Below are 25,403 nucleotides of genomic sequence, written 5' to 3'. Positions count from 1 at the left end.
AGCTGTTGGCATTTATACGCTAGCGTTGAATTCATAGAGCTAAGTGATGAATTTTTGAAAATTATCAACGGCAGAAAACCGTATTTTGTACTGTCAAAATTTGAAAATAATATTTTGTTTTTGAAAAACAAGTCATTTTATAGTGGTCGAATGCTTGTATCTCTGCTGTAGTCAATAGAGGTGTTGGTATGTCTTTCCGGGACGAAGAAGATCTTATGCCCGCAGTTCGACAGCTTCCGAATGAGCTGGTCGAAAAGATTAACAATCTGACTGAATTTAATGAGCTAGATAGAATTGAAGTTTTTGAAGAACTGTCGAAAATATTTTCGTTAATACCGGTCAGAGCTTTGCCGGAACAGAAAAATAAAGAAAAAGCACCTATCAAATGCGGCTGGTCGAAAGCCTGTGTTGAAAAAGATGAATTCAACGCATTAGATTACATAAGAAACAATGCTGGTGTCGCTTGCGGTCCTGCGAGTGGCGTGATTGTCCTGGATATTGATCATGTAGAATGTTTTGAAAAATATCTTTCAGAAAACAACATTTCAGAAGATTTCAAGAATACTTTGACCATTGAGACTGGCAGCGGCAAGAATCACTATTATTATCAATATCCGACAGATGGATTTGTTTATCGAAAACATCAAGAGAAAAAAGATGTTGAAATTATTCCTGGTCAATCCATGAGTATCGTTGTCTTTGATGTGCTAGGCTCAGGATTCCAGGTCGTAGCTCCAGGCTCAATACATCCTGTGACATTTAAATTCTATACGATAAAAAAGAATCTGCCGATCAGTCCTGCCCCAGAATGGGTTCTGGATTTATGTCGAAAAGAGCCAATTCAAGACAATACAGCCCTGCCTCTCGAAGAAGATCTAGCAGGGACAGAAATTAAGTACTGTTATTCCGTGCAAGATTTTCCAGAGTTTGAAGAATATGAAGATGAGTCTTCTGATTCATCGCCGCAAAGAAGATTTAAAATGCACTTCGATAATAGTATTCTGTGGGGATACGACAAACAGTGTGACAAATTATCGCATCCAGCTATGGCCTTCAGGGAGGGTGTCTACCTTGCTTTGCCAAGGTCGCGGCGATCTTATCTTTGCTTCGATCTAGACTATGAGGATTCCGCGAACGCATGGAGTACGGTTGGCCTCCCAGAACCAACGATAGTGATCGTCAATTCTCAGAATGGGCACTCCCATATTTTGTATGAATTGAAAGATTCTGTGTACTGGACTTGCGGTCGCAACGACAATAAGATTCGCAGAAAACCCATAGAATACTTTAATGCGATTAGGTACGCATACACCGAGAAGTTAAAAGCAGACAAAGATTTTACCCATGTCATAATTAAGAATCCTTTTTCTGGAGCCTGGGACACTTCGTGGCATGATAACTCCTATATGCTGAAAGATTTAGCCAGCTTCGTAGAATTGCCCAGCAAAAAACAGTATTTTGAAAATATGAGAAACGGAATATTCTCAGGAAGAAACCCGGAGCTATTTTATATTGCAAGGATGTGGTCTAATGCTAACGTCAGAAAGCAGATTGATGAACCAAGTCTTTTTAATTCCTTATTACTCTATCTGAACAATTATAATTCTACGAAGATTGTGGAGCACTGGCCTGATAGAGGTCCTCTCGACAATGACGAAGTAGATAGACTTGCCAAGTATGTTTCTAAATGGTTCTGGAAAAACAAAGACAATCCTCGTTATAATAGAAATATGAAAAAATATGGTGTCATGGGATTGTCTCCGATAGATCCTGCACTAAATGATGAAGAGAGAAGCAAAGCAGCTAAAGACAATAAAATGTTAGGGACTGGCTATACGCATATTGCAAAAAGAAATAACACCGATGATGTCTTGAGAACGACAATTGACAACTTGATGGCGTCTGGAAAAAGTTTGAGCGATAGGAATATTTCCAAGAGTAGCGGGAAAAGCATAAACACCGTTAGGTCGAGGCGAGATTTTATTAATGTTTATATAGATAGTAAAAAATCCTAGTCGTAGTCTAGCTTCGTTTGAATTGTATTATGAATGTATGTTTTGATTTATCAAATAGAATCATATTATTTAAGTGTTAGAATTAGATAATATTTTTAAAATTATTCTAATCATTTTATAATAGATAAATATAATATTTATTTTTAAAATAATAATTTTTTTCTTGAGAAAAACTGATATACCAAACTGCTACCGGTTCATTAAAATTTGAATTAAAAGCTTGACGAGGATGGCGTCTTCTAGGCTGCCTCCTAATTTCAAGATATGAAAAGTGATAGCTCTTTATTTTAGATGCTTCACATAAAAGTTAACGATATTTTCTAGCATATTATTCCGATAAGGGACTGGTTTCAGAACGATTTGGCAACTTTCTCTTTCGTTAGACAGAAATTAATACGTATATTATTGAATGTGAATACGATCCGTGTGATTGTCAAGAAATAACAGGAGTCAATGGCTTGCTATGAATAGTCGAGATAAGCTTTTCAAGATTTCAGCATGTTCAAATAATCAAAACAAATATTTAGCGTAGTAAAATTGTCATGGGTGCCTTGCATTAAGTCGCAGGTCAAGTGTTGCTGATACTGCAAACAACGGATTCAACCTAAGGCTCTGTTGCGATCAAAAACAAAAATGGCTCAAGGTCAAAACTGCTTGTCGGCTCCATCGAACAAGTAGTCTTGAGTCGTATCTAAGCAATATGAAGCGATTCAGTTGCGAAAGGGATTGAGATCGAGAAGCTGGACCGTATCCATTGAAATGATGGAGAGACTAAGGTGGCGCATATGATGAATGAAATTCATGGCAAACTGAAATTTATTGGATTTGTCCAATTCTGAAGACATAGATAGGTGAAGTGTCTTCTGGTCATATGTATAGCGATTAAGTGTGGGACGGTTTCAAAGAACCGGGCTTAAGACCAAGGGAAATCCTCTTTAAATGCTTTAAAGCAAAAACGTTGGAGTCGTTAGTCTTTAAAGAGGATGGCTGCGTGTCCGTAAGGGATACGGCGAGAGATGTGATATTTGTAGATTATTTGAAAGTTGAAATTGAGATTGGTGTCGTCAAGACTATTTAAGACATTGACTTCTGTGAAATATTGACAGTCTTGATCGGCAAAGCATTTCAATAAGAACAAAAACATCTCTTGCTACAGCTCAATACGGGCAAACCGTACGTTGGGTTGTGAAGGACGCTTGATTCGGCGACGCATCATTCGATCCTGAAGTCGCTGCTCTCCCTGGTGGCTTAGACCATCGGGGACGGCGGCGAGACTACGCGATTGTGTATGGGGACCTTGCCTTGGGGCGGGGTCCTTTTTTCGTTTCAGAAAGTGATCAATTCGCCCCTCCATCCCTGGCCAAGGGAATCACCACCGCCCAGCCCCAAAACAAGGCCCTATATACTCCCCGCCCTGGGACGTTTGGAGCTTCACCCATAGTTGCCCATCCCCCGTGACCAAAAGCCCCAGGAAATTGATCCTGGGGCCAATTCACGTTTTGGCCCCAGGGAGATCAAGTAAATTAAGTGCAAGATCAAGCAAATCTAAGCAGTTTTGCAGCAATTTTGAAGAATCTTTGCCGGAATACAGAAATTATCAATCAAACTTAAAAAGGAGCTTGTATGAGCAAGAAGAACGATAGCGCGGCTATGGATGTTCAAGAAGGTCCTGAAAAGAAGAAGATCGAATCGAAGTACAATCCTTCGCTTCTTCGCGAATGCATCTTCGCGGGCATGACTGCCTCGGAGATCATGGCCAAGATGGGTGTCTCGCATCGTCAGACTTTGAAGCAATACGTCTTGAAGCTGATGAGCGATGACAGGACATTCTACGAGGTCAAGGGATTATACCTGAAGAACTCGAGAAGGCCGAAGGTCAATAACAAGTTGGAATTGAAGCTCTATATGAAGAGCCTTGACCTTCAAGGTCTGGTCATCAACGAAGGAGATGAATTCTCTGTCTCGGTTGAGAACGAGATGATCATTCTGACGAAGGTCTAAATGGCTTTGAGTTTTAACATAGTCATGTCGAAAGGCATGGCTATTTTTTGAATATTACGCGCAAGATTCTGTTTATTTGTCTAAAGTTATACAGAAATAACATTTATAAGGAAAGTCCGTTTATAGATAGAATCGTACATTGGGGATTTTAAAATGGATTTCTGAAAGAAATTTATGCGGTTATCGCAGGGTCTCTTGAATGGCTCCCTTGAGTGGCTGAATTGTATGCACGATTTTCAACTCCCCAAAACAAAAAAGGGAATTGGAGGTAAAAGATGAAGGTAGAACCGATCATCGACCTGAAAAGCGTGAAGAGCATCAAGAAGATACTTTCTGATGCTCCCCGCGACAAATTGCTTTTTGTCATGGGTGTGAATTCAGGTCTTCGCGTCCAAGACTTACTTGCCTTGAAAATAGGCGATGTCAAAGATGTGAAGATCGGTGAGCGCGTTACCTTGCGCGAAAAGAAGACGGGTAAGGACAATGTCTTTGTGGTGAACAAGGAGATCAAATCTGCACTCGATGCCTATTTGATGACCGTAAAGGATGACGATGATCATTTCCTGTTTAAAAGCAGGAAAGGTCGGAATTATCCTCTCACAACCTATGCTGTGACAAAGTACATGAAGAAGTGGACCGAGGCCATTAATCTGAAAGGAAACTACGGTGCTCATTCACTTCGAAAAACATGGACCTACCATCAGCGAAAGGCATTCGGAGTATCCTGGGAAGTTCTAGCGAAACGCTTAAACCATTCCAGTCCTTCGATCACTCGAAGGTATCTTGGAGTGCAAGAGGAGGAAGTCGAAGAAATATTGATGAATACAATTTAACCACTTCCTTCAAAGGGCTTTTGAGCCCTTTGATTTGTTTGAAACATATTTTTGAAAACTGCTGTTTATTGCTATTTTTGAAAACTCTATTGATCGTATTGACTTTTCGGAGGAATTCTATGGGTGTTTATGACCGAGATGGACGGTGGATGGTCTTTTATCATGATGAAACAGGGAAAAGGCGAGACAAATCATTTGGCCGTGGTGAAGAGGCTTATGCCCAGGCTGAAGCTTTCAACAAAGCTGTCAGTGATGCCAAAAAGCTGTGTACGGCATTGCCACTGCCGCCGACTGATCTGATCAGTTCGCCAGCCCCCGCACCAGTAAAGATGATTGAAGAGATCACTTTACCGGAGAAGACTATTCAGTCCGGCCAAGGGATGACCTTTCGAGAGCTAGCTGGGAAATACCTGGCTCACCTCAAGGTGTCGGGCAGAACTGAGAACAATACCAAGAAGTTGGCAAAAATGATCGACAACCAGTTCAATCCGATCATCGGCGACCGGGTGGTGAACTCGATGACCTACATTGACGACATGGTGCCGTTCATCCAGTTCTTCCAGGAGACCAACGGGAAACAGAACCGCCCTCGGTCACAGCCGACAGTGAACCGCTATGGCGACTACGTCAACGCCATCTTCAATTTCGGTGTCACTACCGGGTTGACCACGGTCAACCCCATGAAGGGCAGGAAGAAATCAAGAGAGAAGCCCCGAGATGTCCAGTTGACCGTCGATGACGTTAAAAGGATCATGGACCACGCTGAACCGCATGTCAGGTGGGCCATGGAAGTTTGCTTCAGCCTGGGGACGCGTCCTGGTGAATCAGAGCTTCTTGCCTTGAAATGGGATCACATCGACTTCGATAAAGGCATCGCAAAAATCTATGCCAGCAAGACAAGAACCTATCGGGTCGTTCCGATCTCCCCAACTCTCCTTGGTAAGATGAAAGAAGTAAAGACTGAATCGCAGTCAGGTTACGTTATCGAATGGCGTGGTCAGCCAATTGGCATGATCCGTAAAGGTTTCCGAAGAGCGTGTGAGCGGGCTGGAATAACTTACCCTGTCAGAATGTATGATTTAAGACACCTCTTTGCTACAACCATGCTGAGCAAGGGTGCTGACCTCGCTGCGGTGTCAAAGTTACTAGGCCATTCAATGATATCTACGACAACGAGCCATTACTATCATTGTCTTGAAGGTGAAAAAGAACGGGCAGTTAGTTTGTTGCCTGAATTAATGTAGCTATAATATTACAGTATGAGTAAAAATTTGCTTGTCAACAGGAAGAATTATGTTTTATCGAAACATAGAAAACTACAGCAATGCTGTTTGTTGTGACGACAATTCGTCAAACAGTTTAAATTATGAAAAATACAAGGAAGGAATAAGAATGAAGTTAATGCTAATTACTGGCGAACGCGATTTCAAGGATTTCATCAGAGATGCTGTCGAAGAATTGATGTCTGAACTTTAAGCGGTGATGGTTAATGCAAGGCGTCAGAAGTCGACTGATGCCTTGCTAAGTCAAAGAAAATCTAGCGAATTTATTATTTATACATACCACAAAGAGAGGACTACTATGAAAGCTCAAATGAAAACTCAAACTTGTATTCTGTGTGGCAAAGACTACCAACCAAGATGTGCTAAGTCATATTTTTGTTTAGAATGTTATTTGAATGACTACTTGCCAAACAAACACAAGTACAGTATTGGTGACTTTGAAGATGGACTATATAGTCTGCTTACAAAGAAGTACTATGAACGGTTCTGGGGAAGACGTCCAGGCGAATCAGGTAGCGACACTTCCAATGGCATAAACCATAAATCACCAACAGAAATTCAGACTGAAAGCAATAAAAAAATTGAAAATGATGATTTTAGAATTAAATGCACAAAAAGTCCGAGCCCAGAATATGCACACAAAAGATTAGTTGATGCAATTTGTAGCAAGATGACCTACGTGCCGTAATGATATTGGCGAACATCTAAACAAAGGTGTTCGCCATTTTTTAGGTCAACAAAATAGATTTGCTGTAATTAATCTAGTTAATTTTGTTGTTTTTCAAAGATTTGAATTTTTTTGCTGAAAATGATGAATTTTCGCCGCCATGTATAAAGATGTGCCCAGAAAGCGTTCCATCATTTTTTAGCGACACCCACCCGCGCCCGCTTACTTCATCCATTTCATCATGACCAACCCAAGAGAATTCTAGTCGCTGTTCATTTGCAAACTCAGACAATTGACAGTCTATACTGGCATGTACGTTACCAAAATGGAATTCACCATTGTTTTTAGATTCGAAGCTAATGAAACCCGGCTCTTCCATGTCAACATAGTCCTGGTCCCAGCTTTCCATCCAAACGATACGCCATTTGCCCAAGAACTGCTTTAGCGGCGCAACTTTTTTAGAATTGGATTTCTTAATTGCGGACTTCATTTCTATCTTAGGAGTTTTATCAATTTCATCGTCAGGCACAAAGACGATTCGCATACCCCACCCATTGTACACCAAGAGGAGTCTTCCAAATTCTTCAAGTGACAACTCATGGTCGTCTATTCTTATAGTAGTTTCAAATTCAGTCCCTTCGTCTTCAATGAGACATCTTAGTACATCTCCTTCAGGAACCCATTGGTTGCTTCTTGACTCATATCTAATTTGAGGTTTTCCAGGAGGCACCTCTGCTGCGATATATTCGCATTGCTTTCTGAATTCATACATCCTGTTCAGTAGGGAGTTGTGAAGAGCGAGAATGTCGCTATCGCTCATGCTTGTAATGTTTTGTCCAATTTTTAAAGAGACAGAGCCAATAGTTTTGTCCAAGAATTCGATATAAGCATACTCTCCATCTCGCGTGATGGACACTTCATCCAAAGTTGCTACTTTCGGCTTGTTTGGCTTCATAGGTGTTGTTTGTTGGCAAGTACAGTTAAAGAAGTGACCGGATAGAACGCCAAAGCATTCGCCAAACAATTACCAAAAGAGCGCCAAATGCTCAATGCCGCGCAAGGATATTTTGTTGGCTGGCCGCCAACAAATCAATTTATTGATACCAATAAAATCAACTGATTAGCCAAAGTTTATGTTTTCGTAATCAGCAGGTCTGGAGTTCGAGTCTCCATGCTGGCTCCATGATTTCAAGGGGTTAGGACGTCAAAGTCCTGGCCCCTTTTCTATGTTCAGCGGGTCATGCCTGTTGGCATCGTTGGCGGACCCGATTTATCCGCAATCCTCCCCCCTGCCTGCTTATCCTTTCCTGTGACCACGGCGGCGCAGAATTATTATGATATACTCTGTAATTTCAGTGCGTTGAAACTGTTTGAAAGATTTTGAACGGAAGTTATGTGTGGATCGTCAATAATTTTATATTGATGCGTCAAATTCGTCGAATTCTGATACTTTGGGACAGCCGGGGCTGGCGGGCCGATAAGTCGAAAATGAACCGGATAATGAGTGGTCAGTGAGGTACCATGCGTGCGCAGACGTCTGCGCGTCGGGGTAGGGGATTCATCGGGAATGACATTACCCTGTGTTGTCCGCTATGCGCACCGATTCATTTTGCGTTAGGAATGCGGCTGCAAATTCTTCGTTGCGTTTTCTATGAGCACAAGGCAAATCAGTGAGGGCATTTTGCCCGCTTGTAGAGAACTCATCAAAGGCCCTAATAGTGTTCATATTTCTCTATTTTTTCAGTATGGTTCTTTGTATTTGTTTGGCACCAGAGAGTGTCTGGTCTCAGGAGCTTGGAATAAACGCTTTTAATCCCGAAGTACGGATGGTTACGCTCGAAGACGGGGGGCGTATTGTTCTTTGTGGAGAGAATGGGGAGAGGATTGGAGTGATTGATTTGAAAGAAAAAGAGACTGAACGTACTAATTCTAAAGGTCTTGCTTCAGCACTTGAGGTGGATAGAAAGTTTTCAATTAGCAGTTCACGGTAGTGGTGATTGTTTTAGGTGGATTTAGATCTTGAAATAGGCGTTGGTTGTCTTATTAGTCTTCGGAAATCTCGTTGAATGTGTTCGTATAAGAGCGTATCTGTGTGGTTGTTTGCTGCCTATGGCTATTTGGACACAAAGTATCTTCAGGAGTAAAGCAATGCGGACATTTATATTCTTGTTGTTCAATTTTTTAGTAATCAACATATCTTTTGTGTATGCTCAAGAAAAATCATGGAGTTCGCTGCCTGGGTGTAAATTGAATGATATTTATAAATACGGAAGCTGTAGTCATTTAGATAAAATTCAATCAAAATTTGAATCTAAAATTGTTGGCACAAGTGGTTTAAGTTGGCCAGATGGTCGACAATTGATAACTACATTAATTGAAGTGATTGTATATCATGAAAATGATAAGTCTCGCAGTAAAAATTTGTATAGATGTGATGATTTTTTTGATAAAGATATGCAACATTCTGGTCAAATGTGTTACGAATCTGTCGGCCGTTGAGTGTTGATGGAATTATGGTTGCTAAAAATTTTAAAATTGTGTTTATTTGCATGATTTTATTCCCGATAGGAATGTTTAAATATGAAGAAAGTTTTTAAAATTTCATCGCAAAATGATGCCAGTGTTTATTTGTTTGGGGTTGTTTTGGTGTCAGTTGTTGCTGTTTTTGCTGTATTTTCAGGGTTTGATAATAGTTTGATTGGTAAGTTTCTGGGTAGTCCTAAGGCTAAGGCGGTATTGGATGATGGGATAAGAATTGAGACCGCCGTTGTCAGTGCTTGCAGTGTCGGATTGGCTGAAAGAAAAGGGGCGTTGGATGTTTCCTTGGTAATGGATGTTGCTCAATGTCAGGAAAAAACTTTAGCTCGTATACAGTTGACTAATTTAACCGGTAAGGTTCATAAGAACATCGAAATATCGTGTGTGGAGATAGCTGCCGATGGCGGTATGATTAATAGGTCGTTCTTGACTGTTCAAAATGAGATTAAATCTCGAGAAACCATTGTCCTAGACGACCTTGTCTTGAAGTCTATTGATGAAAGAACTGCCAGGATTGAGTGCGCTGTTTTAGGTTCAGACCGTATTTAAACGTGATATAGTATTCGTTTTATCCGCAATCCTCTTCTTTGCCTGCTTTTCCTTTCCAGTGGCCACGGCGGCGCAGGATGTTCCGCTATACTCATTAATTTCAGTGTGTTGACACGTTTTGAAAGATTTTGAGCGCAAGTTATGTGTGAATCATAAGTGATTTCAAAAAGATGCGTCGTATTCGTCGAAATTTAAAATTTTGGGATACTGGGGCTGGGCTGGGCGGGCGAAATGAACCGAAAAATGAGGGTGTGGTGAGGCACCATATGGTGCGCAGACATCTGCGCGTTGGGTGGATCGCGTTGAGGGGAGTAGGGTCGCGCTGCATTGTTCGTTTGGCCGAAAACTATAATTACGAGTATTTATTGAGTATTCGTGATCGTATGTGTTATTTCAGGGGGGCTTTCAGGACAGCCACCTCTGACCTTTCAATCTGCAACACTCACAGCAGGCATGGGTAAGTCTTCTATCTTAGATGACGACATTCTCATTTGATAGAACAATCCGCGTTGCTGTATAAGTTGCTGAGGGCTTCCTGATTCTATGACACGTCCTGAATTTATGACAATAACACGATCTGCATGTTCTATTGTCGAGAACCTGTGTGCGACCATGACAGTCGTTCGACCTTTTGCCAGTTCTTTAATGTTATCTTTAAGCAATGCTTCATTGTTAGAGTCTAGATTTGAAGTCGGTTCATCCAGTAGCAATATTTTTGGATTTCGTAAAAAAGCTCTTCCAAGCACTATTCTTTGTCGCTCGCCGCCAGAGAGTCTAGCGCCAAGTTCGCCAACCATGGTGTCAAAACCTTGAGGTAATGTTCTTATAAAGTCGAGAGCCCCTGCATTTTTAGCAGCGCTTTCAATCTCTGCAAAAGACGCTGAGTTGTTTCCATATGCTATGTTCTCATATATACTTCTATTGAAAAGCATAGATTCTTGTGGAACATATGCTATCGCCGAGCGCAATATAGCAGGGTCAACTCTTGATATGTCGACGTCGTCAAGTAAAATTCGTCCACTCGAAGGAGAATAAAATCCAAGCAACAGTTTAAGTATCGTAGTCTTTCCTGCTCCAGATGGTCCAACTAAAGCTACAAACTCACCTTTGTCGACCGAAAAAACTACATCATTCAAAACATCTTCACCACAATAAGAAAAATTCACCCGATCAAACGATATCTGTCCCTGGGGATTAAATGGCACAAAAGACAATGGCTGATTCAATGACCGACTAGGTAAGTTGTCTTCAAGCAGAGAATAGACGCGGCTTGCTGCGGCTAGACTCCTTTGCATATTGTTTACAATGTAACTTACGTGCAGTACGGGCTGCGTTGACTTATAAGCCAATATCAAAAATGCAACAAGCTGCCCGCTATTCATGTCTCCTAGAGCTATTAAATAAAATCCGTAGAGCATCACAAAAAAAATAGCTACCCATACAAGAACGCGACTTGCTACAGTCTGAGATGCAAAAACTTTCGCTAAAGAAATACCTGAAGTGTAAAATTTGTCGCAAACAGATAGCATTCTTTTTAGTTCGACAGTCTCGGCTCCAAATGCTCTGATAATACGTATATGGGTTGAAGCTTCTTGCGCGTGCGAACTGATATCACCCATGAGTCTAGCTTGCGATCTTGCCAACATCCGAAAACGATTGCGATAATACAAAACAAGCGCTGCAGAGAGCGGGGCAACACACAAAGTTAATAACGTCATTTTCCAAGAGATATACAACATTGCAGATATTGAACCGAATATTTCAATAATACTCAGAAAGATATCCTGGAAACTTTCAGTGTACAATTCTTGAACATCATTCACATCTTTGCTAACACGTGAAGACACATCTCCAACTTTAATTTGGTCAAAAAACAGCATTTCTTTTTTTAGTAGCCCAGAAAATGCTGCGATTCGAATGTCGCGAACAACCCCCTCCGATATTCTCGAGGTATAAACAACTTGACAATAGCTGCACACAGCTTGAAAAGCGAACACGCTAACAAGACTCCACAGTTCTAAGTTGTGGAGGTTGAAAAAACTAGAAACCTGTGTTGTTTCTTGAAGTTTATTGATTAATGACCCGGCAAGTAATGGCAATGCAATTCCAGCAGCGCTTGAGCACAGTGCGCATGTCAGTGCGAAAATTATTTGCCAAGTGTAAGATTTTAAAAATGCGGCAAATCTTCGGGCAATATTTAGATCAGATGTTGTGGCTTTGTTCATAAAAAATCTCGTGGCGGCCAAGTTTAACTGTGAACTTGGCCGCCAACATATACATGCAGTTTGGTCTATTAATTTGTTGCGCTCATGTTACCCTTGCTGGCAGATCCTCCAACACATTCCGAAGAGCAATTCTTCTTTTTTTTCGAGGGAACGGTTGCCTTCTGAGTTCCAGAAAACACGAAATCAACTTCCTGCTTCTTGGTGCCCATTGTGACCTCCACGTTTACAAGGTTAATGATCTCGGTTCACTATAGTAGCTAGCACAGTCAAGTAATGCTGCGCTTGCTGCATCAGGAAGCTAAAAAGAAACGATTCTGCATAGTTAAAATATATGTAATTTGCAAACTTCAATATTCATATGTTCACATCATAGGTTTTGTTTGCAATCCATTCAAAGCAGTCAAGATTTTTTTCTCTTGATTCGCAATAATGAGCGAAGTCACGTTTTAGTCGTTTTTTAATAACATTACACAAAGAAGAGAGGTTAGTTAAAGACAGAGAAGTTCCGTCAACTATATGAGGGATGCACTTTGAACAAAGTTGTATCGCCCAACAATCCTGGCAATGAACATTGATGATTTCACGAAACATGCGAAGACAAGTTCGAATTGAGTCATAGTCAAAACCACTTGGCAATCGACCAAGGGGAAAAATAGGATCGATATGTTCGCACATATGGAGTGTGCCATCTGTCATGACATGACAACGCAATCCTGGCTCGCACTGTCCAGCATCTGTTGTAAAAGAAACTTGTGCTCCCATTTCTCGATGGTGTATTCTTGCCATCGGAGGCTCACAAATTTTCCGAGTATAATCCGGCGGCCGTTCGTTATGGATACAAGCAGAAAGGAATGCCTCCCAAGCCCACTGGTAGTTTATTTGTGATCCGGGTTCCTTAACCTCAAGTCTCTGAAAAATCTCGTCACTCCCTTGTTTAATGTTCGAAATATTGAACAATTTATCTTTGAAGAAACTAGGATTTTCTTCAAAAAAACGAACGACAAGGGGGAGTTGGTCTGGCGGCGCAGCTGTTACATTAAATCCAACGTATTTGGAATAATACGCAGGATGCCTATTCTGAAGTTTTTGCAAATTACCCCAGACAACATTGAAAGTTGGCCGTCCGCTTGAGTCTAACCGATATCTATCATTAACAATCGCGGGGCCATCCAAACTAACAAAAAGATGAACATTGAATTCTTCTAGAAAATCCATGACCTCTACATCTAAAAGAGAGCCATTGGTGGTTATGCCAAAGCTAGTTTCTCCTTTGAAGGTGCTCAGTGCGTGTCTAATTGCTTCTTTTAAAAGTGAAAACCTTAAAAGTGGTTCTCCTCCATAGAATCCGACATGTCTTTTGGTGCGTAAAAAATTAGCGCACCAATCAATTGCTTGTACTGCAAGTTCAGAAGTCATTTTTTTATTGGAATGAACTCTAGACTGAGGATATGCACCGGAGAATTGGCAATAGCGACAACGGAAGTTGCATTGATCTGTTACTGATAGTATTAAAGTTTCTGGTCCTTGTTCCATGAGTTCTGAAACAGCTTCACCTATTCGTTCATCAGAGAAGACATCCACTGGGATAGGCGCAATTGGGAGCAATCCAAGTTCAATCCCTTTACGCCTCTTTTCAGACTCTTCTGCGTTATTGAATAAATTATATAATTCTTTTGAAATACGAGCTATCTCGTTAGTCCATGCAGAGTAAGCATAGTAATTATTGGTTGTCTGAAATGTTGTGATCAGCATGGAACCTCCACTTAATTCCAAATTCTCACAGAGTTCCTATGCAGTCAACAAAAGTTTGAGCCATAGAACAAATTTTTTTGATTACCTTGTGCCGTGTCTAGGGACCGACTAGAGGGAGATGCTGCCGGAGCCCCATTGGCCGTGGGCTCATACCACCGCAGGGTGACAAACTCGGCCCTGCCTGCTACCAGTTTGCCATGGAATGGATCATCGTAGTAGCCATTGCCGTTGTCGTCTTCATCCTGGTGGCGGTTTTCGTATTGCGGACCAAACGTCATGACGGCGGCAGTGTGCCCGGTCGATTCAACTTCGACGGCTACAAGGAAAATGAACTGACCCAGCGTGGTGTCTTCGACAAGACAAAATGGCATTGATTCGCCGAGTCTTTGCCAATATCTGCCAAGGGATTGTTCTGCTCACTGGCCTTGTGGTCATCATTCGGCGGAAACTCCGTTAAAACCGTCAAGTTGATTTCTTCAAGTAGTTCCAGCCTCATGGCAGCCCTCTAGTCCAGCGATTCTCTGCCGCCGGGCGGCCCTTCGTCCCCGTTCCTGTTGCGGCTCCCCGGAGACCCCCCAAATTCACGCCCTACGGCCCCGCCCTGGGGGTTTTCCCCTGCGGGCTGCAGTTTGGTCTCGTTAGTTCCAAAAACGCAAGGGTGGGCCGCCTAGGCCCAATGTCCGATTCAGCCGGCGGTGCTGCCGAGTACCCGGCTCTCCCCGTTAGCTGCCCCAGCACCGTGACCTGGCCCTTGCCCCGAGGTGATCAAGTCGTTTCGGCTTCAAGGGGCAATTAAGGGAGTGCGCCGGACAGAGAATTGTTTTGCATTTTTTTTGACTCCAGATAAATTATTAAGTTTACTTTTGAATTTAAAATGGTATAATAAACAAAAGCGTATTGAAAGTATACGCAAAATACTGTATATTGATGTATTCACAGAGAATTATAATGATATCAAAGTTAATGATTGAGTGGCATGAGAAAAATGGATCTCATAAAATTAATCTTGAAAATATCGAAACGATGCACGAGAAAATATATGAAATACTTTTGAATAATAAAAATTTCATTGCAAAGAACAAAACTTATCGATTTGAAAAAATAGTACTCAAAGTTTTTCCAGGATGGTGCGGTGTAAAAAAAGAAATAACTCTTCTTAATACTGGTGAACTAACTGCATTCTTCAAGACTTCTCGTTGCAAAGACAATAACTATTCAAATTGCATGACAACCAGACTGGGAAAAATAACTTTAAATCGAATAAATCAGTGTATTAATGAAAGTAGATTTTTTTCAGTAATTCAAATTAGCAGCGAAATATTGACAGATGCGACAAGTTATAAAATCTTTATAAGATCAGAGTGTGGAATTGCACGACCGGTCAGGGTTTCTTCTCTTTCGTACTCAGGAAAAACAATGCCACCAATGCAAAAATTTCTAAGGTTTTTAATAAATGAAATAGATATTTTCTAACAAGGCTGCTACATGTATATTTGGATTGTTTTTAGGCAATATCTAAATACTTGCAAACATATTAGTGAAGCGAGATCTAAACATGAAAAAATCCCAAAAAACCATTCGAGACGTCCTCACTAATATATACACTGAACTCGAAACAAGATTGAAGATGGACTATGTAATCACAGGTGTACCGACAGATTTTTTTGAAATTGATTTTTACACAAAAGGTTTTCAAAGAAAAGATTTAATTATACTAGCTGGTATGCCCAATTCTCATAAAACATCACTTGCGCTAAATATTAGTTCAAATACAGCGATTAATCACGGGAATAGAGTTTTTTATTTTAGCCTCGATGCATCGCCAGAAATGCTGGTCAAAAAAATTCTTTTCCAGCTTTCAAACACTAGTTACAATCATTTTTATTTAAATATGCTAGGGTATGGAGACTTGAAACAACTTTATAAATTTGGTGAAATTATAAATAAAGCTCCGATAAATTTTTTTTGTGACACTAAGTATACGTTTGAAAAAATTGAGAATAAATGTTCGAGTTCAAAACTAGTTCCAAAGCTTATTGTTGTTGATTCTCTGCAATTGCTAGGTGATGTAACTAAAGACAAGGCGACAATAGAAGAGGCTTTGATTTCTTTTAAGAAATTAGCTGAAAAACTAAATACTGCAATCGTTTTGATTTATGATGACCTGGAAGGGGCAAGGGATCGGTATACAAAAAATGAATACACGATAGACACAAGCATATTTATAAAAAACAATGCAGATGTAGTCTTTTACATTAAAAACAATGTAGTCATATCTGTTGACGAAGATGACGACACGCAGCAAACATTTAAAGAAATTATTATTGCTAAGCAAAAAAATGGACCATGTGGCAGCTTGAGGATCGGATTCAATATAAATTCTTTACTTTTTTATAACACAAATGAAGATTTATTTGACGTATTTATAAACAATGCTGAAAGAATAGTATCCTGCTAGCTTTTCAAAAAAATCTGGAACTATAATGAATACTGATTTTTAATCAATTTTTCTCGAAAAATATTTTGCAATGCTAGTGAAAGTTGTTAGATGCTTGCCATCGACGTCAACAAAAACTTGAATATCTTATCGAAAAAAATTGGCTACAGTTCTATTTCATGATTTTTTTCTAACATTAAAAGATTGCCGGTCGAATATAAGTTCTGCAAAAAACCATTTTTTACAGAATGTGTCAATGACGAAAGGTTTTTGTTTGGCATCAAGCAGTCTCTATATTTAGCTGCTCCTGGATTGATCTCTGCTATAGGTATGGGTAATTAAACTTATAATGATAGATATTTTGAAACGTTCGGAGGCGTGTAGGGCAATAAACTAATCAAGTCGTTGAGAACTGGGGAGGGCGTCTGGAGGCGGCACCGCTAAATCAGTCTGAAAGGATCGATTTTTAAAAGTTCGTAATTTTTGTTTGATGTACTCACGAACAAAAGTATGGTCTAGATAAATTCGTTTTTCAGACATATCTTATAAACTTGTTTAATGTATTTTAGTCAACGATAAAACACAAAATTTTAAAGAGGGGTTGGACATGTTTAGCACTGAAGTCTGCGAGAGCATTAAGTATTACGTTTATCGGCTCATTGATCCGCGAAACGGAGAAACTTTTTACGTAGGCAAGGGGAAGGGCAACAGAGTCTTTCAGCATGCGAGCGGTGAAGTTGTAGAAGATATAGACTCTGATGCTTTTTCGCAAAAAATTAGAAGAATCAATGAAATAAAAATTCAAGGACACGAAGTTGTACACGTGATACATCGACATGGATTAGATAGCGAAACTGCCTATGAAATAGAATCCGCGCTAATTGATGCATATCCAGGTTTGACAAATATACAGGGTGGAAAAAACTCTGATGATAGAGGATTGATGCACTACAAGCAAATAATTGAATTGTATCAAGCAGAATCTGTAAAGTTTAAGCATAATGCACTGGCTATAAATATAAATAAATCAGCGTACGAGCGAGAAAACGTTTATGAATCTGTGCGATATGCATGGAGGCTGAATCCATCTAAAGCTAAAGATATGGATATTGTTCTGGCCATTATAAAAGGGCTTGTAGTCGGTGTTTTTCAGGCAGAACAATGGCTAGAAGCGACTCCAGATAATTTCCCTGGAACAACCGAAGATCGACGTCCGAGGTGGGGTTTTGTCGGCAAAAATGCGCCAATTGAAATACAGAATATTTACTTAGGTCGTAAAGTTCCAGGATCATCTCAAAATCCTGTCAGATATTTCTTCAAGGACAATCAAGAATTAGCTGATAATTCTCAGCATTTGTAGAAAAATATATTACAAGTCTATAACAAGCAAGAACACTACGCAGTCTGAGTAGAAGTGTTTATTGTTTAGTGCTTGATCTTAGAGGCATTGAAATTGTTATCGTGACCTCTCCTTCGGCCCCAGGGTATCCTCCCAGGAAATTCAAATATTCCAAAGGGAGGATACCCAAATGGCCGAAGATTGGAACATCATTTTCAGCTACACGCGGAAACAGGCCATCGAGGACGGGGTGTTGATTGACGTCACCGAGCAAGCGAATCGGCTTGGCTTCAAGGTGAACACCTGTGTCACTGGCCACCTCTATGGTGATTACCTTGCGCCGCCGGCTGGGCTGGCAGGAGAAGGGCAGTCCCTTGAGGGGCGTCTTCATGATCTCCTTTTTCGGACATTGATCGCGGCGAAATCTTCCAGCGCCGGCGATCGTGTCGAATTCGACGTCTTGTTTCTTATGAAGCCGGGGCGGTGGGATACCGTTCACGTCCTGGCGATCATGGGACCGGGTGATCACGGCGAGCCAGTGTTGACCATTATGCTGCCAGAAGACGAATAATCGTACTGTGTTGTGATCGGGATGGGTTTGAATGGACACGCACTAATTCTATACTAAATTGCGATGGAATTGCTGCTAGTCATTTTGAACTGTATTTAACGAAGTGGGGGGATTGTCATCAACCCTGCTACGATTTTAGACCAGAAGTGGTAATCTGAAAAGTCATACCCCGAGATTTTTGGCACCACTCTCATAAAAATAGGGGGTGAGTGGTAAGTGGAGGAATTCTTGCTCGCGGCCAAGATGGGGGTAAAGATTGGTTTGCACGGGAGAGTGTCTGTGTTGACAATGCCATACCGGCTGCATATTACTGAATCGTGATCCTTGAAAAAGGGGCGTCTGCCCCAGGCTAGCTTTCTCCAGAGAGCTAGCTCACGAAGTGTGTATGGTTTTCAGTGCCGAACCTGCTTTTCATTGGAGTTCTCTTTTGACCAGTGGAGAGGGTAAAGGAAAACTCCTTTGCTTTTTCTCTGATCACTGGAGATTATTCCCGATCATTGACCAGCATTGTATCCATTACTCCATTCAACTCGTTTTTCATCTAACGAGGTTAAGATGGAAATGGAAATCGAGCTGTTACGTTTGGTCATGGACAAGTTCCCTTCTCTCTCGGTTGAGCAGACAACTGATCTCGCTGGCAAGTATTTGACAAGCCTCGCCAAGATGCGTGTCGATATTGCTAACGGTCAAGTTGCTTCTTCTCCAGTATCTGGGGTGTCAGACAATGTTGCCCCTATGAAGCTGAAGGTTAATCCTCACAATGCAATACAGGCGGATAAAATCGTCTGTTGCATTTGCGGGGGTGAATTCAAGACCTTGACGAAGGGACACCTGGCAGAGCACGGTTTAACCCGTGATACTTATCTGGACTTGTGCGGGTACGCTAAAAACACCCCGCTGATGTGCCGGGACCAGATTGCAGCGAGAAAAGCATCGGTCCAGGAATCGAAGCCCTGGGAAAAAACCAAGCGGTGGCAAGAAAAGCAGAAGAAGCAGGAAAAGCGGGAGGAGGCCGCGAAAGCGGTTCTGGCCTCCGAGAAGAAGCCGGTAGAGGATAAGGGTCACTCTACTCCCCCCTCCATTACTGCTTGACCCTGGCGCGTTAACCTCATCAGCTTTGCGCTTGGCGAGGTACGTGTGATCGACTGAAACCACCACACGACGTGATTGCCCGGGGCGGCGAAAGCCGCCCTGGGCTTTTTGCATCGGTCGAATCTTCTTAGATAAAAATAAACTAATTCAGATGGTTGACAGAATTTGAAAGATTTTGTGCCAATTTATGACGCTAAATAATTGAAATAATGTATTTTTTGGAGCCGTTGACCGGATTGGCCCTTTTCAATGAAAAACGTAAAATCCTCTCCAGGATGCTCTACGTACATGCGCAGGGATCTGCGCACGCATTATTCGGATTCGCTGGCAAGCCGGTAAGCTTGTCAATACCTCATTGAAAGGACCCATAATTTTTTGGGTAGTTGTCGGCGAACGGGTTGACGATGGTCCATGTTTGTTAGCCCGGTGGCTGCGCAGCTTCCTACGCCTGCATTATTTGGATTCGCTGGCAGGCCGGGAAGCTGGTCACTGCCTCATTGAGAGCACCCATAGTTTTTGAGGTTGGCGCCGGCGAACGGGTTGATCGGCGGTGTCCATTTGTTTCCGTCTGAAAATGGCATTCCGCGTTGTCCTTTGCGCCAGGAGGATGACTTCTTGGGGGTGGGCACGATGAGCATCCATTGGTCAATGGTTTCGGGTCTGTGAAAAAAAGTGAAAGAATATAGAATGTTGCGAGTTTTTTTAACATTCTCCTGCGTCGTATAGAAATGATAGATGCAGAAGGGTCATGAGCATGCCCATCATGAGCTCGTCGCCTGTATTATGCCTCATTTTGAAATATTATGCTGTATTGAGGTAAAATTATGATTGATTTTCGGCTGGAAAACCTTTTCCGGGATCGAAATTTTTCAAATAACATTCCAATGAATAAAAAGAGCAGGTGAGAGAGTTGAATAACACATATAATGAATGTGATGATTGTCCTAATTGCCCTAAGTCCCCTGATTCCCCTGATAGCAGCCACTGTGATCAGTTGGGAAATTTTGCAAATTGTGATGCATATGCGGAATACGCTGAAGGAACAAAAGAAGTATTCAATAGAACAATTCGTCTTCTGTTGGAGAATGAATCTGTGTTGATGGAGGAAATGTCTTCTATTGCCTCTGATATTGTAATCGAAATTAAAAAATCAGATTTCAATTGTTCAAGATTGAATTCCCCTTTTGTTAAGTTAAAAATAGACATCGGTGGAAAGCTGTATGAGTTGAAAAATGATGTCAAATTCATTGGTGCTGAATCTTGGCATCAATTTTTTACTCGTGTTTTCAATGAAGGAATAATTTTAAGAACAATTGAAAATTATATAAGATTGTTCGAAGCCAATATTGATGAAGCGTATCACGAATTGGGTATTGATGCATTACTTAAGCTCGAAAGGGCGAGTAGACAAGCCGGATTAAGCTTTACTGAATTCATGAATGTTTGTATTTCCCAAGATGACTTGGCGTTGCGGAAGAGTAATGATGATGAATGGTCTCGGCTTCTTAAAAGTAGAGAGTCGTTTGGAAAAAATTATAAGTCATTGAAGGATAAGTCTTGCAATTTGGAATTGTCTGAATTGGAAGAATTGAGAAAAGCCTCAGATAATGGATATGTAGTCTCTGGAAAAGAATTAACCGATATTGTTAAAATGAAAAAAAGTAATCAAGATTTGACTGAATTGTTTAAAAATAAATACATTAATGCTGGCAGAATTGCTCAAAAGAAAGATAAATGTCTCACGATTCAGACGGAAGTGGCCAATTTTAGGGAAGAAATCGATCGTATGTATGGCATGTTGAAAAACTCTCAGGAGTCTGATTTGTTGAGCATGGATGTAGACTTGGCGAAAGATTGTCTTGAAAAATTTGATTCGCTGAAAAATATGTTTGCTGTAATTGTTGAAAAATTTGAAAACGATCTTAATAACGTTGCAGACAATAATTTGGAGTAGATTTTGAGAATTTACCTCTCTGGTTTTGGGGTAAAGGAGCTTGAGGAATACACTCGTTGTGTTCCTCAAGCTAAATTAAATATCCTATTGTCTTACTCAGGGAAGGATCCTGATTATAAAAAGTTTTTAGAAGACAAACACGACAATATCAATAGCGTTATTCTTGATTCAGGGGCTTTTACCGCAAATTTTTCGATTACACCAGGTGATTTACCGTTTTCATTTGAAGGATACAAGGCATTTTGTGTAAGGTATAAAGGTTCCTATGACTTCGCATTTAATTATGATATAGATTTTGAAAAAGAGAGTCTGTCGACTAACTATAATTTTTTAGAAATTCTTAAAGATGCTGGAATTCCTGTTGTGCCTGTTGTTCATGATTATACTGGCGGCGAAGTCGACCTGTATATTAAACAAAAATATCAAATAATATCTGCTGGGTATTCAAAGAATGAAAAGAATAAAGAAAATATTAAGAATATTGCGATAAAAATATACAATGCTGGTTGTAAAGCTCATGCTCTAGGTGTCAGTAGTTATGACTGGTGTGCAGATGCTCCAATCCATTATTCTGATTCCTCGTCTTGGTCTAAATATCCTGCTTATGGATTTATCCCTTTCTGGAATCCATCGGTTGCTGATGAAAACAAGACTCATGTTATAAAGTTTAATGATCGCATAAACTCTAAAAGAGCACTGCATAACTATGATAATTATGGATATAGAAGCGAACTTGAGGAGTATTTGAATAAAAGGCTAGGTTATAAATACATCGACCTTCTTTCGCCGAAGAGCATACGGAGAAGGATAGTCTGCATTGACTACTATGTTCAACTTCAGGATGTTTTGACAAAACGTCATGCTAGACTTGGATTTAATACAGATGTTTAAAAGATCAGAAATTTATGCTCTGCTGATTATTACAAGGAGATATGTTCAATCTAGCAATTTATTGTTTCCAGTGTAATTACATTGGCCCCTTGATTTTATAGATTTGTAAGCAAAATCAATTAAAATTCTCAACGGTGGAAAGACAAGTATTTTTATGTCTAAATTTGAAATTCCATTTTGAAAATTTTTTTGGACAAGATTATTTTGTTCTATTTTTCTTTGTAAGTATCCGCAAGATTTGTTTCCATTTCTAAGGACATAAAGAAATAATCTCTTTAGAAACTACTCTAAGGAGATTGTCATGCCTACTATTGTATCCTCAATTTCGCCGCAAGAAAGATTTAAACAACACTTCGATAGAACAATCCGCTGGGGTTCAGGTAAAGTCATTGATAATTGTTCTTTGCCTGATGAAGCATTTGAAAAGTCAAATTATCTCTTATTTCCGAAATCAAGAAGGAATTATCTCTGTCTCGATCTGGATTGGGAAGGTGGTGTCTCAGTTTGGATGGATGAAGGACTTCCTCAGCCGACGATATCTTTTGTAAACAATGAAAATAGCCATGGAACTTTAGCTTATGAACTTAAAAAACCAATTTATTGGCCGTGCAATGAAAACTTCAAGAAAATCAGAATCTCATGTGTAAATTACTTCAAAGCAGTGCTCCATGGCTATGAAAAGAAAACTTCAGCTGACCCAGGATATACAAATGCTTCAATAAAGAATCCATTTTCTTCAAAATGGAAAGTGACTTGGCATAATGAAGCATACAATCTCAATTACTTAGCTGAATTTGTAGAAGTCTCAAGTTGTCATGGATTTAGAAAATATGATAAAGATAAAATCTATGCTGGTAGAAATGAAGAACTGTTTCATATAGCTAGGAAATGGTCAGTTTCAATTGTTAAACAGTTCAATGACTATGATGTATTCCAAGAAGGACTGTATAATTACTTGTTAGAGCAAAACTATTCTGTGATATCTGTAAATTGGAGTTCTAAAGGTCCATTGAGTGAAAGTGAGGTTCTAACTATTTCTAGAAATGTTTCAAGATATATATGGAACAGAAAAGATGATGCCCAGTATAAATATATATTTAAGAACTATGGTGTTATGAATTTAAAAGATATTGATTCAAATGTTAGTGATGATGATAAAGAGACAGTTATTAAAGAGAGACAATCCTTAGGGGCAAAGTATGTCCATGAGATTAGAAAAAATAATACTTTGGAAGTAATATGTAATGCTATTTTAAAGTTGTATTTAAATAATCAAAATTTAAGTTACAATAAAATATCTATTGAAAGTGGTATTGGCTATAAAACTGTTTTAAAATATAAATCTCAAATTATCATGTTTAAAAATCGTCTTTTAGAGAGTAAATCTTGATGTACCATATTACCTAGTCAAAGTTTGTCTTTTTTTGTAAATCATTTCCAAAGATGAATAGCTGATGTCCCCTTTGTCTAAGACAAAACTTTTCTTTGATGAGGACTCAATTAAATGTTATAATTCTTTTAATTCTTCAAATCATTAGAAGGGGTGATTGTGAACTTGGGGTGTCCATCTGGTGTATGGACACCCTGTTGATTTTTGAATAGTCTTCTAAAAGTACAATAATTGCGCGTGATATATAGAAATATTATTTCTAACTATAAGATTTTTTAGTTATTATTTTGTATTGTTCTTTGTTGCTGATAGTTTTATCCGCGAAATTTATGAATAATTTAAGATTTTAGTAAATTATTAATAGCTTCTAGGTGCAGGCTAAATAGCCATGGGTGCCTTACAAAGTCGTTGTTCTAGTGTCCTGCCAGTGGACCTTATCATTCTGAGTGATTTGAGGCTGAAAGAAGAATCTCAGGGGTTATATCAATCATCGTTCTCATCGAATGATTGATCCTGAGATTTTCCAGCCAGTATATTGTGAAATAGCTGGTGAAGTGGATAAGGCCTTAAACTAGCCGGTAATGCCAGATAGGTGTGAAACCAAGGTGGCGCATATGATGAACGAGATTCGTGGCAAATCGAAGTTTACTTGTTAGTGAGTTCGTTTCAATAGACAGATTGTATTGAAATGAATCATGTGTATGCGATTAGGTGTCGGATGGTTTTTGTCTAGAGTTGACTCGACGAAGGGAAGTTCTTGTTTGATCGCTTTGCGTAGGTTTGTGAGAAGACTAATTTCAAATGAGAATGGCAGCGCATCTGTAAGAGATGCAGAGAGATGTTTATGGAAAGAAGTGATGTTGATTAGTTGAGCTAAGATTTAGAATTATTCAGTACTTGATTTCAAGGTGTTGATTGGCAGGGAATAGTCAGTTCGATAATTGTGCTGAAAATGTGATGGTTACAATAAACATCTCTCGGGGAGCCTGATGCGGGAAAACCGCCTGTCAGGAATCCATGGACGCTGATGACGGCGACGTTATCTTCGATCCAGTAAATCATCTTGCGCCGGATAGGTATTTACCTTCCGGCGCAAGGTGATGGTCTGCAAATTACTTATGAGAGGGCCTGGTTCTGCCGGGCCTTCTGTTTTTGGTCAATGGAAAATTCTTAACCCTGGGGAAGCAAAAGGGGAGGCCCCAAATCGCCTGAATACGGGCAGTTCTGGGGTCAGTCTACGGTTTGCTGTCCCCTCAAGGGGAAAACCCCAGGATGGGGCTCCTAGCGCGAATGCACGTTTTTATCCAGGGCAAGAGCTGGTTTGGTTTCAAAAAGAAACAACTTTTGTTGATAATCAAGGGGTAAATAGAGAAATATATTATAGTAAACAAAGGAGACTGTCATGGCCAAGAAGGCTGAAGCCAATTCTTTTGAAGAGGGACACTCCTCTGATAAGAAAAAGCCCGAGTCGCGATACAATCCGAGTCTTTTGCGCGAGTGCATTCAAAAGAATATGGACTCCGCAGAAATCATGAAGGAGTTGGGAGTCACTCATCGACAGACGTTGAAACACTACGTTCTGAAGCTCATGAGTGATGACAAGAGTTACTACGAGGTCAAAGGGCTGTACCTTAAGAATTCGAGTCGGCCGAAGGTGAATAAGAAGTTGGAGCTCAAGGTCTATCTGAAAAATCTTGCTCTCAAAGGGCTGGACGTTGTTGAAGGTGATGAATTTACTGTCACGGTCGAGAATGACATGATCATTTTGACGAAAGTTTAGTCTTCAAAAGTTATTTTAGGTATGGCCATGTCGTAAGGCATGGCCTTTTTTATTTATTGGCAAAGATTTGTTAAAACTGTCAAAAA

At 40.2% G+C, this 25,403-nt stretch carries 19 protein-coding genes; 16 read left to right on the top strand and 3 right to left on the bottom strand.

Annotation, left to right across the window (positions count from 1 at the left end; genetic code table 11):
• Nucleotides 1-188 precede the first annotated feature (188 nt).
• The 4 genes from DMR_RS23675 to DMR_RS15335 all read left to right on the top strand — a co-directional run bounded on the left by DMR_RS23675 (nt 189) and on the right by DMR_RS15335 (nt 6,093).
• A complete protein-coding gene (locus DMR_RS23675) occupies nt 189-2,015 on the top strand; it encodes a replication initiation protein (RefSeq protein ID WP_081429630.1) in 1,827 nt (608 codons plus the stop codon).
• Nucleotides 2,016-3,638: 1,623 nt separating this feature from the next.
• A complete protein-coding gene (locus tag DMR_RS15345) occupies nt 3,639-4,016 on the top strand; it encodes a hypothetical protein (protein WP_043600848.1) in 378 nt (125 codons plus the stop codon).
• Between the two features lie 275 nt (nt 4,017-4,291).
• The gene (locus DMR_RS15340) at nt 4,292-4,849 is read left to right on the top strand and encodes a tyrosine-type recombinase/integrase (RefSeq protein WP_015861880.1); all 558 of its coding nucleotides are present in this window, start codon (nt 4,292-4,294) and stop codon (nt 4,847-4,849) included.
• 119 nt (nt 4,850-4,968) lie between these two features.
• The gene (locus tag DMR_RS15335; protein WP_015861879.1) at nt 4,969-6,093 is read left to right on the top strand and encodes a tyrosine-type recombinase/integrase; all 1,125 of its coding nucleotides are present in this window, start codon (nt 4,969-4,971) and stop codon (nt 6,091-6,093) included.
• An 800-nt stretch (nt 6,094-6,893) separates the two neighbouring features.
• Here the strand turns inward: DMR_RS15335 and DMR_RS24590 are convergent.
• The gene (locus DMR_RS24590) at nt 6,894-7,754 is read right to left on the bottom strand and encodes a DUF7713 domain-containing protein (protein WP_148208456.1); all 861 of its coding nucleotides are present in this window, start codon (nt 7,752-7,754) and stop codon (nt 6,894-6,896) included.
• 1,193 nt (nt 7,755-8,947) lie between these two features.
• On the opposite strand from DMR_RS24590, the gene DMR_RS24585 reads away from it, so the two are divergent.
• Both DMR_RS24585 and DMR_RS23670 read left to right on the top strand, forming a co-directional pair.
• On the top strand, nt 8,948-9,298 hold the full coding sequence (locus tag DMR_RS24585; RefSeq protein WP_015861873.1) for a hypothetical protein: 351 nt from the start codon (nt 8,948-8,950) through the stop codon (nt 9,296-9,298).
• A gap of 81 nt (nt 9,299-9,379) precedes the next feature.
• The gene (locus DMR_RS23670; RefSeq protein ID WP_015861872.1) at nt 9,380-9,886 is read left to right on the top strand and encodes a hypothetical protein; all 507 of its coding nucleotides are present in this window, start codon (nt 9,380-9,382) and stop codon (nt 9,884-9,886) included.
• 428 nt (nt 9,887-10,314) lie between these two features.
• Here the strand turns inward: DMR_RS23670 and DMR_RS23665 are convergent, their stop codons facing one another.
• Nucleotides 10,315-12,111, bottom strand: a complete 1,797-nt coding sequence (locus DMR_RS23665) for an ABC transporter ATP-binding protein (protein WP_015861871.1) — start codon at nt 12,109-12,111, stop codon at nt 10,315-10,317.
• 354 nt (nt 12,112-12,465) lie between these two features.
• Nucleotides 12,466-13,863: a radical SAM protein gene (locus DMR_RS23660; RefSeq protein ID WP_081429629.1), complete on the bottom strand. Its 1,398-nt coding sequence runs from the start codon at nt 13,861-13,863 to the stop codon at nt 12,466-12,468.
• Between the two features lie 197 nt (nt 13,864-14,060).
• Here DMR_RS23660 and DMR_RS25065 point away from each other — a divergent pair, with 197 nt between their 5' ends.
• The 10 genes from DMR_RS25065 (at nt 14,061) to DMR_RS15305 (ending at nt 25,317) form a co-directional block, all read left to right on the top strand.
• Nucleotides 14,061-14,237 carry a hypothetical protein gene (locus DMR_RS25065; protein WP_173362482.1) on the top strand — a complete coding sequence of 59 codons (177 nt, stop codon included), beginning with the start codon at nt 14,061-14,063 and terminating at the stop codon, nt 14,235-14,237.
• Between the two features lie 574 nt (nt 14,238-14,811).
• Nucleotides 14,812-15,336 carry a hypothetical protein gene (locus tag DMR_RS23655; protein ID WP_015861867.1) on the top strand — a complete coding sequence of 175 codons (525 nt, stop codon included), beginning with the start codon at nt 14,812-14,814 and terminating at the stop codon, nt 15,334-15,336.
• An 82-nt stretch (nt 15,337-15,418) separates the two neighbouring features.
• Entirely contained in the window at nt 15,419-16,321 is a 903-nt protein-coding gene (locus DMR_RS23650; RefSeq protein ID WP_081429628.1) for a DnaB-like helicase C-terminal domain-containing protein, read from the top strand.
• 586 nt (nt 16,322-16,907) lie between these two features.
• Nucleotides 16,908-17,660, top strand: a complete 753-nt coding sequence (locus tag DMR_RS23645; RefSeq protein ID WP_015861865.1) for an LEM-3-like GIY-YIG domain-containing protein — start codon at nt 16,908-16,910, stop codon at nt 17,658-17,660.
• A gap of 169 nt (nt 17,661-17,829) precedes the next feature.
• Nucleotides 17,830-18,210: a DUF6573 family protein gene (locus DMR_RS15320; protein WP_015861864.1), complete on the top strand. Its 381-nt coding sequence runs from the start codon at nt 17,830-17,832 to the stop codon at nt 18,208-18,210.
• A 555-nt stretch (nt 18,211-18,765) separates the two neighbouring features.
• The gene (locus tag DMR_RS22495; protein WP_015861863.1) at nt 18,766-19,302 is read left to right on the top strand and encodes a MucR family transcriptional regulator; all 537 of its coding nucleotides are present in this window, start codon (nt 18,766-18,768) and stop codon (nt 19,300-19,302) included.
• 910 nt (nt 19,303-20,212) lie between these two features.
• Complete coding sequence (locus DMR_RS24580; protein ID WP_148208455.1) at nt 20,213-21,256, top strand: hypothetical protein; 1,044 nt, start codon at nt 20,213-20,215, stop codon at nt 21,254-21,256.
• A gap of 3 nt (nt 21,257-21,259) precedes the next feature.
• On the top strand, nt 21,260-22,147 hold the full coding sequence (locus DMR_RS24575) for a hypothetical protein (protein WP_015861860.1): 888 nt from the start codon (nt 21,260-21,262) through the stop codon (nt 22,145-22,147).
• A gap of 301 nt (nt 22,148-22,448) precedes the next feature.
• Entirely contained in the window at nt 22,449-23,537 is a 1,089-nt protein-coding gene (locus DMR_RS23640; RefSeq protein WP_015861859.1) for a replication initiation protein, read from the top strand.
• Nucleotides 23,538-24,939: 1,402 nt separating this feature from the next.
• Entirely contained in the window at nt 24,940-25,317 is a 378-nt protein-coding gene (locus DMR_RS15305) for a hypothetical protein (protein WP_043600840.1), read from the top strand.
• Nucleotides 25,318-25,403: the final 86 nt, after the last annotated feature.

This window comes from Solidesulfovibrio magneticus RS-1, assembly GCF_000010665.1.
GTDB classification, from domain to species: domain Bacteria; phylum Desulfobacterota; class Desulfovibrionia; order Desulfovibrionales; family Desulfovibrionaceae; genus Solidesulfovibrio; species Solidesulfovibrio magneticus.
Note: the sequence above shows the minus strand (reverse complement) of the source record. Positions and strands in the feature narration are given on the sequence as shown.